We start from the raw sequence: 9,715 nt of genomic DNA, 5'->3' as shown, positions 1-9,715 counted from the left end.
GACCCGAAAAAATAAGACTTAGATCGAACAGTCTTGAGGATGTTGTTGGTGTTTTAATGCAAGGAAAATCTATGTCACCTGAAACAATTCCTACTGTACAGAAATATCCAAGTTTGTTTTGCCACTCGGAGCAGTTTGGCTATCGTTAGGTGTGGGGGCAGTTTTTTAACTGGCTTGATATATGGGTCCGAATAAGAGGGAAGGTCAGGCGTTTATTATTTAACGGTATGATTGACGGTTTCTGGCCAATTGCTGCCCGTCACAAAGGGCCACAAACGGCCAGAAGCAGACTATCGGAGCGATTTGTGATGGTCATTGCTCGACGGTGACTGAAAATACCTTCATAAGTTTGTTTTTGAGATGTTTGTCGCAGATCTGATAGGTGTCTACTGCCCTGATTAATGCATCCACCTGCAGTTCACTGTGCTTGGGATAAGAGAGGACTTCCTCAACTTGAGAGGGTGAAAGAAATTTTGCTAAATATTGATAAGGATTTGTACCAACCTTTACCTGCGAAAGTATCATGTTCCATTTTTGATATTGGCGCAGGCCCTCATGGATTTTTGTGTACTCAAAATATTGTTGTAGGGCTTCAGCGTTTTGATCAATCACAGCGCCTTTGTGCCATGTATAATAGGTTTGCGCCTGTTTTTTGTATGTTGTAAGTATTTCGTAAAGGTCAACACTGCTGTCTAGTTCTTGGATGTATTTTTTGGCATTGGCAGTCCAGCTGCTCCAGGCGAGCAACTCTTCCTTGTTTATCTGAAAGTGCGCCGTCCGTGTACCATTTTTCATGTCGTAGTTTGTCGACCAGCTGGCTTCGGCAATACGCCAATGTGTGTTGAAGTTTCGCAGGTTCTGTAGGAAGCTGTGCAGGCCAGGTGTGGTGAAGATTTCAGCTCTTTTTATGTCTGGTCCATCTATTTTGTGTTTATTGTCAAAGTTTCTGGCGATATCTACTAAGGTCATAAGTGAGGAAGTGCAATAGAATAGTTTTCGCTTTACCTCTCTAGTGTAGTGCTCTGCCGTTTTTTCATTGCTCTTGCTCCAAAACTCTGGGTCCTTGCTCCGTTCGCCAAAAATACAAATTTCATCAATGAGCTCGGAGATGCTGGTATAGAAAATCCATACTGTGTCATCCAACCCTTTCAAGTCATTCCAGATTTTTCCGCCCGGAGTTCTATCAATTGAAGGTTGGACTTCCGTAAACTTGTGCGTCATTGCCGCCATAATCTGCTTACGATTCCATGGGTGCGAAATAGTATCTAAGTAGCCAGTCATGTAAACCTCCATAATGAACTAGTGCTTGCAATCTACCTGCCTGCTCAATTCGAGAAAGTGGCGTAAGGCGGGTTTAGCGTAGCGCCTTCGCCGTCGTAAGCAACATCAGTTAGCTGTACTTAAATCGCTCCTGATTCTCTGGACGCATCCGGCTGGCTCCTTTGGGCCGATTGCTGCCCCTCGCGACAGGCCGCTTTGGGTCGATAGCAGCCATTCGTTGTTGGCACCACCGACCTCATCCTGTCAGCGGATTCCAGCAGAGGCCGGCTGGCCGTTCAAGGCTGCGGCGGCCGACTGCCACTGCCCTTGACTTCCTTCTCCAGCGCCTCCAGCCGATTGACCTCTGTATCCCCGCCGTAGATCGTGCGTGAGTTGTCCTTGCGCTGCTGATGCCTCGAAATGATCGCCGATGGCGAGTTGCTGGTCATCGAGCGGCGCATCTCCAGATCAGTGAGCAGATTGGCAATCTCCTGCTGCAAGGCCTCGCGCTCGACGTCGATGGTCTCGCCGGCGACACCGTTGGTGGACACATTGGGCTCCTTCTTGCCGGCGAGGAGGGCACGTTGCAGCAACAGGGCTTTCTCCAAAATGCTGGTTACAGCGATCTCCGAGGCCAGACGCTGGACCAGCAACTCCTGGTCGGGCTCGTCACGTAGGGCGGTGATGACGCCTCGGGTGATGGGCATCGAGTTACTACCGGCACCTCCCAGATTCTCAGGCGTGGTGGTCTGGCTGCCGGCGATCAGTTCCTGTAAAGCCTTGAGCTTGGTCTCGTATTCTTCCTGTATCAGCGGCGTCAGGCCCACGCCCGCGGTGGCAGTGCTCTTGGTGCAGCCCTCACAGGTTTGCTGCTCGTCTTCACCCAGTACGCGGTTGGCAAATCCTGCCGCTTCATCCGGCGACTTCCAGGTCTTGCAGAGCAAACCGTCCTTGCAGGCCTTGGCGTCGATACTGCTGTTGTCCGTGGCCTTGCGACCATTGAGCAGGTTGTAACCGGCCTTGGTCACGTCCTTGACCACCTTGATGGGGGGCTGCTGCTTGCCTCCGGCCTTTTCCCCTCCGACCCAGGGCACTCCGGTGTTGCCCTTGTCTGCCTCGGCTTGGGCGGTGACCGCCACGGCATCTTTGTTTTGGACCATGGCTTCCTTGAGCGCCTGGCCTTCGGCGAGCGTCCCCCAACGACTCTGGCCGCCGGCGACGGTCATCATGCGTTCGGCCATTTCTCGGCAACTGGCCTTGGAACGATCGAAGTCCACCCGTGCCTGCAGGATGCCGTTGGTGAGCAGGTTGTAGAGCCCTGGGTCCGCCCGTTGAATGATCAGCGCTGGCAACGAAGCCACAGCTCCGGTCGCGCCCTGGATCAAATCCCCCATGATGTTCTGGAAACCATTAGTGATGCCATTGAGCTGGTTGTGCAGCGTGGTATTCAAGTCCATGTTTCCGCACATCAGGTTGCTATTCCAACCCACGCCGACACCGAGGCTCTGCATGCTGCCGGCCCGGCCCATGTTCACGGCGCTGCCGCCGCCTATGTGATACAGCACGTCGTCACCAATGGCACTGCCGCTGCTAGCGAACTCCGTTGCAGTGGCTAGCGGTGGAACGCTTCCCAAAACCATGAGCAGAAGCAGCCAGCGATGGGGGCCGGGGCGGCGAAACGATGACATCCGGGTCATGAGAGGCTCCATTACGAGGTAGGTAGGGGAGTGGCGATCGCTAGGTGTCGTGAGGTCATTGACCGCCGGTACTGCCCAGGAACGTCTGTCCTTCCTGCTTGCAGCAGCTATAGGGACGCCAGAGCGACCAGGCGTAGGCGCCATCCGGGGCCTGCTGGTGAAAGCCAGGTTCAGGGAAGGTTGCACAAGAGGCACTGGCCGTCGGCGTCAGTTGCTGCCACTTACCTGTTAGGGCGTCGGATTCACGCAGCTCCCCGGCGGGCCAGTAGCCGGGCTTGGCAAGCGCCAGCAGCGGCCTGTAGACATGCACCTGCCCAGGGCGGGTCACTATGTCGCCCGCGCGCTGGGCCATCACCGCAGAGGCCTTGTAGTCGTCAGGCTGTTGCAGGAAACCACTGCGCGGATAGATGTTGCCCCACAGGTTCATCGACAAGCGGCTGCCGACTTCGCGCAGGCCGGGAGTCAGCGCCTGGGGGAATACGCTTTCCGGAATGCCATGGCGCCACCCGATGGGGTCCAGGGTGCTGAGAAAATTTGGCACATAGGGCGTGCCCGCACCCTCGCAGGTATAGCCCGAACCGCTGGCAAAGGCATTGAACGCGACGATGCCGGGATGGCCGATCACATCGACGTTCTTGAACACCGAGACGCTGTTTTCGTGGGTGCTGTTGGTGGTGCCGCTGCCACCACCCTGGGCCCCCGAGATCGGTGCACTCAAGGCTCGGACTTCCGTCCAGGGATTCATGCCCGTTGTGGAATAGCTGGAGACCACCGCGTCCGGCACGTAATGCCGAACCTTGGCGGAGGTTTTCACGCTGCAGCCGAAGTTGGTGCAGCGCAGCCAGTAGCACACCCCGACGACCTTGTACTCCAGGCAATCGGGAGAAGATACCGTGGGGATGATGGCAGCAGTGTTCAGGGCCAGGCTCAAGGAAGAATAGGGCAGGGCCAATAGCGCAGGCAGCCAGGCCCTGACACCTCGACGAGGAACGCGTTTCATGGTGAAGATCCGAAGTGGAGAAACCCGGATCGTCCGAAAAACGCTGCCAGGCTACCGCCGGAAAACAGGTTTGTGTCTGAGCACTTTTTGTGGAAGCAGGCATTCTCCTGTTAACACCCAGCCACTGTCAGTGGGGAGCGGCGTTTGCCGCTCCCCCAATACATCGCCATTAGCCGCTGGCGATGGTGACCTGTCTCTCCAGCATGGAGTCCATTCGCAGTTGTGCCAGCTTGATCAGATGCACCACCCCCATCACCACCTAGCGATCAGAATCGGTCTGGTTGTCGGCGTTCTCGTAGGCTGTGGCCGCAGCTGACTGCGCAATCGAGTGGAGATCGAGCAGGGTATCTTCGTGATTGAACGAAGCAGGGGATGGCCTGGCAAGGCTGTGAGTTCAGACGGGCCGCAGTGCTGCCATCGAGTTCCAGCAAGTCGGTTCGCTTCCATATTGCACATGTTAGAAAATGGGCCGCTCACTGGTTTGCGAAGGACGCTTGATCCTTGAATACCTACTTCCCCATGTTCTGGCCCAATGGCCCTGACGTTGATCACAGCGCCCCGACGATCCACATCAACGACCTCTTACCTGCTGTGGGTACCACCACCGTGGCCTACTTCGAAGGGTATGACCGTGTGCTGGTCGGCGAAACGGTACGCCTGATATGGACCCCACCTGTCTCGGACCTCAATGGCTGGAGCGAGCAACCCTCTGAAATCGCCATGAGCCACCTGCTGATCGCCAAGGTGCTCAGTGATACCGGCGCCCCCGCCCGAACTGAGCGCGACCTGCCGTTCATGCATGCGGGCAAGCAGACATACCAACTCGAGATACTGTCCAGGGAGCGACTCCTGACTGTCTTGAAGGCATCCCCGGTGGACTCGGGTGATTGGACTCTACAAGGGGTTTCAGGAGAGCGGGGCGTCCATCTGGCCTGGGATGAAGTGTCCTGGTGCGGCAAGGCAACGGTTGAGGGGTTCACGTTTCTTACGGCGAACACATCGGCTGAGGCGTGGCTGGAACTGCTCCTGGAACTTGAAGGTGAAGAGATCACGGGGTTCTTTTCACTTCACGTCGATCCCGGCGGATCTGTTTTCGGTTTCGGCCGAAAGCGCTTAACGGCGGTTGAAAAACAATCCATCCAGCGGGCCTTGGATCGGGCATACCTGCTGCACGATACCCAACCTGCCTACCTCGTTACTGGCGACTCATGAATATGCGAGACTCGGCATTTCGGCTGTGATTTCAAATGGGACAAAAGGAGAGGGATGATGGCCGTTTTCAACGTTAATTTCGCGGTCGATGACATGCAGGGCAAGACCGTACTGGTTTTCCTCAAGTCGCTACACCTGGAGCGCAATTATTTGTTTCATGCCTGGCAGGTGTTGGACGGTGTGGCGAACTCCGTCGAGTCATTCAGCTACGAGCCCATCATTGAAACCGACGTGACTACAATCGGCCCGGGTGACAAGCCGATTATCTCACCGCGTCGGGCCGTTGATCCTGGCACGCTCTTGCAGGCGGTCACTCCTGGCGGCTTGTCACTCTCGTTGCAACCAGCCCCTGTGTCCTTGGCGCAGATGAAACTGACACCCAATCAGTGCGGGGTGATCAATCGAACCAATCCCTACTTACAACTTGACTGTAACTGGTACGTCAGCGGGCAACCGGTGGTGACCATACCTCACGTCGATACAAACATGACGGTGAGCTTCGAGTACCTACCGTACTTCTACTTCATGGTGGCGCCGCCGCCCAGGGTTGGGCAGACCTACATCGTGCAGAACTTCTCGGACATGGCCCATTACGCTTTACCCATCACCGCTACTGAGGTCGATGTCACCTTGACCAGGGACTCTGGCTTGTGGCGCTTTGACTTTCAAGAACGATGAGCCCAGGTGTGTGGCGACGCTGATCTTATGAACGACCGCTGTTGGCTGATGGCGGTCATCCAGCATCGGCACCGACCTATCGCGGCACGACCTCATAGGTCAGCCCTGCCTCTCTGAAGGTGGCACCCCACTCTGCAAAGCCCGGTTGCGGCTCACAGATCAGTTGGAGCGACCGACCCTCGGGCCTATCCCAGATACGCAGGACACGGACGACGTCGCCAGGCGCTGCCTCCCTGAAGCTCAGCCAATCCGTGAAGGTGACTGTTGCCAGATCGACCGTGATGAGCCTGAGGGTGTCGCCTATGGAGAGTGTCATCGGGGGATTGGGTGTCATGTCGTATCGGAATGAGGGTGGCACTGGTCGGTGCTGGAGGGGTAGGCGTATTCAGGACACGGCATCTTACGCCAGTGGTTGTGTCACTGCTGGAGCGCTTTCATGAGTTCAGGCACTGCCAGCAGTGACCGGGGCCGGATCAATCACTTCAGCCTTCGAGTACAGTGCTGCACCGGGTCACAGCACCCCGGTACCCTTGGTCAGCAGCCAGATGACGATCACCAGCAGCAGTGCACCCACTCCACAGGTCAGGCCAAACTGCCCCCAGGTTTTCTTGCCGGTCTGCACCTCGGAGTAGGAGCTGTAGGCATGGTAGGCCACGCCACAGAATGTCGCGGCAGAGATGGCCAGCGCTATCAGCGAAACGATGTCGTAACCGTAGTTCTGCAGGGTCTGGATGATGCCTGTGCTCGGACGGCTGGGTTCCTCTATCGAGGGTAAGCCCGCACGGACCAGTCCTGACCACAACGTGCTACCGGTCAGTGCCAGAAGAGACAGCGGGCGGCTGAAACGCTTGAGGGTGTGTCGAATGTTCATCAGGGGTGCCTCCATTGTGTGGTGTGAAACGAGAGCGTCAGCGCAGTATCAGGGCGGTGAGCAGGATGTAGATCAGCGCCACCTTGATGATCAGGCTCAAGAGCTTGCCCTGAGACAGATGTCCCGAGGCCCAGCCGCGGTAGCCATTGAGGATCGCCCAGGCAGCAAAGACCAACGCCACTGCCAACACCAGGCCGGACAGCAGCGTGGTACTTTCCTGTGGGGTAAAACCTCCCATGGCCTGGAAGGCGGTCTTCTGCGATTCGCTCATGCTCATGGCGTGGGTTCATCGGTGTGGGTGTAGTGACCGGTCAGCTCTGGCAGGGAACGAGGCTGGATGCGCGACGGTGTGAGGTAGTCCTCGATGCCCTGGCGAACCAGTTCCAGTTCGGCCGAAAGGCGGGGGTAGTCAAAGGTGAAACGCGAGTGCTCGTCCTCGGGCAGGGCGGCACTGGCGTTCACTTGCCGTATAACGGCATCGAGCTGGCGCATCAGGCCTGCCAGGTGCGTGCGCTCCTGATCTGTCGGTTCGGCTTGCACTGGGTCCGCAGCAAAGCTCGCGGAGAGCGCGATAAGGCGAAGGTGTCGCATGGCAAGGGGCATCGTGGCGCTCCGCTCAAGGAAAGTTCACTGAGGGTGCCGTAGGCGGCCACCGAGGGCAGCAGGAAAACAGGAGCGGGGGCGGTGGGTTTTTGTCGGCCTTTGGGTGCGGTGTACCGACTGGCTCGTCGACGCGTCACAGGATCTGTCGATGGATGAGTGAGGGGAGGCAACCGCTGGTGAGGCCGCGGTTGCTGCGTCCAAGTCCTTTTCACTCGGTCTGGGCGCAGGGCCGATCGACTCGGTCCGGCAGGCACCGGGATGCGCCAGACCTTCATGCTGGCTGGCATCATGATGCTCTGCTCAATCGCGATCACAATCGGTCGCACATCGCATCGGTCATGAGCCGGTCGCCGTGCGTCGGGTAGCCCCGAACCATTACTGGTTCGGGGCCCCCTAAGAACCGTACGTGCGACTTTCACCGCATACGGCTCAAGCCTTTACTAAACCCGCTTCGCGGGCCGGTTTGCAGACGGAAATACCGAGGTTGTGGACTTGATCGTGACACTCGGGATGCAAGAGCACGCGATTACTCGTGCTTTTCCTGCCGCCCAGCGTGCGTGGAAGGAGGTAGTGATCCTGCCATCCTGACTCCCGTGTGATGGGATGGCGGCAGTGAGCGCATTGCCCGCGTTGTTGCTGGTAGAGCAGAGAGACTTCGCGGCGGTACTGCAATGAACTCATCATTCTCCTCGTGCGAAGCATTTCACTTTCCCGCTCCCATGCAGGATCGAAAGGGTTGTACTCCCCCTTGATCTTTGCATGTCGCTGGATGGGTGTGGCTGACAGCGGCTCCAGCCTCATGTGTTCCGTACGACCGGATGCTGCATCTCGTTGCTCATAGGCGAACTCCCAGTGTCGGGCACCCAGGGTATGGAAATATCGCTCCCGCACCCACCGAGCGCCTTTCTTCTGGTGACGCCGCCTTGCCCAGCGCCATAGCAGGTACCAGATCTTTGCGTCCAGGCGATGGAAAGTCGCTTTGGCCACGACAGGCTGGTGATATCGCGCCCATCCTCTCAACACTGGTCTTAGCCGATGGATCAAACGATCCTGGCTATCCCCATGGTGACCCTGGATGATTTCCCGAACCTTGCTGTAGAGCGCTCGCACGCTCTTCTGGCTTGGCTTGATCAGGAGCTTCTCGCCATATTTGCGGAAATTCCATCCAAGGAAATCGAAGCCCTGGTCTATCGATACGATGCGGGTCTTTTCTGGAGCCAGTTCCAGTCCCCGAAGGGCCAGGAATTGCTCGACCCAGGGGCGGACTTCTTCTTCCAGTACTTCAGGAGACTCCGCCGTGATGACAAAATCATCGGCGTACCGAACCACGTTGACCTTCAACCTGCGGGCTCGTGTAATGCCTAGATACTTCCTGAGCTGCGACTCCAACCCGTCCAGGGTCAGATTGGCCAGTGTCGGAGAGATGACTCCTCCTTGCGGTGTCCCTTCCCCTGTTGCTTGGAATGTCCCTTTGTGTACGATCCCCGCGCGCAACCACTTTTTCAACACGTCCTTGTCCATGGGCACATGACGCAGTAACCATGCGTGGTTGATGTGATCGAAACAGCCCCTGATATCGGCCTCCAGAACCCAGCGCGACGAGCGCTTCCGGCACAGGCAACCGTAGAGTTGTCCCATGGCATCGGCAGTCGATCGTTCCGGCCTAAACCCATAGCTGTTGGGATCACCAACCGTTTCTGCCACGGGTGATAGTGCCATCAGGTAGAGCGCTTGCATGGCACGGTCTCGCATCGTTGGAATTCCCAGCGGGCGTTGTGTGCCATTGGCTTTGGGGATGAACACCCGCCGAAGCGGTGATGCCCTATATCCCCGACGCTCCAGATCATGCGCGGCATTCCACTTCGATTGCGGCGTGGTCCAGCGCTTGCCATCCACACCGGCAGTCTTGTTTCCTCGGTTTTCCGTCACGCGTCGGACGGCCAGAAGTCTGGCTGAGGTCGAGCGTGTCAGCATCCGTTGGAGGGCTTTTACCTTCCGCCAGTTGCTGTTCTTGCAAGCCTTCGCAATCCGAATCTGCATCGCCCGCACCGTTCGCTGCACACGGCACCAGTCGATCTGGTGCCAGTTTTGCGGGCGGTGGGAAAGCGCAGACATCGACTGTTCCCAATGCTCTACCATGCTGCCTTCCTCTCCGAGGATCAGGGCTTATCTCAGCCTTCATGCGATGAAAGACCAGGTGGAAGTGGGCTCGCTTTCGCGCCGGGTGATATTCCAACCCGTATCCCGGCGATTACAGCCGGGCCTTCGCTTTCTCCACCATCCCATACCCGCACCGCCGACGGCGCTCCTTACGGGTTGCCTGCCCAGAAGGCAGCGATACGGGCTTACCACGGATCGTGTCCCAGGACGTGGTGTAACTCATCATGGCTCTGG

At 57.3% G+C, this 9,715-nt stretch carries 9 protein-coding genes; 2 read left to right on the top strand and 7 right to left on the bottom strand.

The genetic code is table 11. From position 1 onward, the window contains the following. Nucleotides 1-312: 312 nt before the first annotated feature. The 3 genes from K675_RS0102105 to K675_RS0102095 all read right to left on the bottom strand — a co-directional run bounded on the left by K675_RS0102105 (nucleotide 313) and on the right by K675_RS0102095 (nucleotide 3,957). Nucleotides 313-1,281, bottom strand: coding sequence for a hypothetical protein (locus K675_RS0102105; protein ID WP_017901855.1), 969 nt, complete (start codon nucleotides 1,279-1,281; stop codon nucleotides 313-315). 275 nt (nucleotides 1,282-1,556) lie between these two features. Then, nucleotides 1,557-2,900, bottom strand: coding sequence for an integrating conjugative element protein (locus K675_RS0102100; protein ID WP_232434391.1), 1,344 nt, complete (start codon nucleotides 2,898-2,900; stop codon nucleotides 1,557-1,559). Nucleotides 2,901-3,012: 112 nt separating this feature from the next. Further along, nucleotides 3,013-3,957 carry a TIGR03756 family integrating conjugative element protein gene (locus tag K675_RS0102095; RefSeq protein ID WP_026144849.1) on the bottom strand — a complete coding sequence of 315 codons (945 nt, stop codon included), beginning with the start codon at nucleotides 3,955-3,957 and terminating at the stop codon, nucleotides 3,013-3,015. 501 nt (nucleotides 3,958-4,458) lie between these two features. Here K675_RS0102095 and K675_RS0102085 point away from each other — a divergent pair. Next, the gene (locus K675_RS0102085; protein ID WP_017901852.1) at nucleotides 4,459-5,169 is read left to right on the top strand and encodes a hypothetical protein; all 711 of its coding nucleotides are present in this window, start codon (nucleotides 4,459-4,461) and stop codon (nucleotides 5,167-5,169) included. Nucleotides 5,170-5,226: 57 nt separating this feature from the next. Beyond that, nucleotides 5,227-5,847 carry a hypothetical protein gene (locus K675_RS0102080; RefSeq protein ID WP_017901851.1) on the top strand — a complete coding sequence of 207 codons (621 nt, stop codon included), beginning with the start codon at nucleotides 5,227-5,229 and terminating at the stop codon, nucleotides 5,845-5,847. A gap of 511 nt (nucleotides 5,848-6,358) precedes the next feature. Here K675_RS0102080 and K675_RS0102070 read toward each other — a convergent pair. The 4 genes from K675_RS0102070 to ltrA form a co-directional block, all read right to left on the bottom strand. Continuing rightward, the gene (locus tag K675_RS0102070; protein ID WP_017901849.1) at nucleotides 6,359-6,718 is read right to left on the bottom strand and encodes a TIGR03745 family integrating conjugative element membrane protein; all 360 of its coding nucleotides are present in this window, start codon (nucleotides 6,716-6,718) and stop codon (nucleotides 6,359-6,361) included. 37 nt (nucleotides 6,719-6,755) lie between these two features. Continuing rightward, nucleotides 6,756-6,995 (bottom strand): TIGR03758 family integrating conjugative element protein, encoded by a 240-nt coding sequence (locus K675_RS0102065; protein WP_017901848.1) that lies wholly within the window; start codon nucleotides 6,993-6,995, stop codon nucleotides 6,756-6,758. After that, nucleotides 6,992-7,309, bottom strand: a complete 318-nt coding sequence (locus tag K675_RS0102060; protein ID WP_080635296.1) for an RAQPRD family integrative conjugative element protein — start codon at nucleotides 7,307-7,309, stop codon at nucleotides 6,992-6,994. The genes K675_RS0102065 and K675_RS0102060 overlap by 4 nt, the downstream gene beginning before the upstream one ends. 441 nt (nucleotides 7,310-7,750) lie before the next feature. Continuing rightward, a complete protein-coding gene (gene ltrA, locus K675_RS0102055) occupies nucleotides 7,751-9,460 on the bottom strand; it encodes a group II intron reverse transcriptase/maturase (RefSeq protein WP_017901846.1) in 1,710 nt (569 codons plus the stop codon). Nucleotides 9,461-9,715 lie beyond the last annotated feature (255 nt).

It is taken from the genome of Pseudomonas fuscovaginae SE-1 (assembly GCF_000364705.1).
Lineage (GTDB): Bacteria > Pseudomonadota > Gammaproteobacteria > Pseudomonadales > Pseudomonadaceae > Aquipseudomonas > Aquipseudomonas fuscovaginae_A.
The sequence above is the reverse complement of the archived record's forward strand: the minus strand, read 5'-3'. Positions and strand labels throughout refer to the sequence as shown.

What these genes read in the sequence shown, in the direction of transcription:
- ltrA (WP_017901846.1), bottom strand. Translation starts at nt 9,460, where the DNA reads ATGGTAGAGCATTGGGAACAGTCGATGTCTGCGCTTTCCCACCGCCCG.
- K675_RS0102095 (WP_026144849.1), bottom strand. Translation starts at nt 3,957, where the DNA reads ATGAAACGCGTTCCTCGTCGAGGTGTCAGGGCCTGGCTGCCTGCGCTA.
- K675_RS0102080 (WP_017901851.1), top strand. Translation starts at nt 5,227, where the DNA reads ATGGCCGTTTTCAACGTTAATTTCGCGGTCGATGACATGCAGGGCAAG.
- K675_RS0102060 (WP_080635296.1), bottom strand. Translation starts at nt 7,309, where the DNA reads ATGCGACACCTTCGCCTTATCGCGCTCTCCGCGAGCTTTGCTGCGGAC.
- K675_RS0102065 (WP_017901848.1), bottom strand. Translation starts at nt 6,995, where the DNA reads ATGAGCATGAGCGAATCGCAGAAGACCGCCTTCCAGGCCATGGGAGGT.
- K675_RS0102105 (WP_017901855.1), bottom strand. Translation starts at nt 1,281, where the DNA reads ATGACTGGCTACTTAGATACTATTTCGCACCCATGGAATCGTAAGCAG.
- K675_RS0102070 (WP_017901849.1), bottom strand. Translation starts at nt 6,718, where the DNA reads ATGAACATTCGACACACCCTCAAGCGTTTCAGCCGCCCGCTGTCTCTT.
- K675_RS0102100 (WP_232434391.1), bottom strand. Translation starts at nt 2,900, where the DNA reads ATGGTTTTGGGAAGCGTTCCACCGCTAGCCACTGCAACGGAGTTCGCT.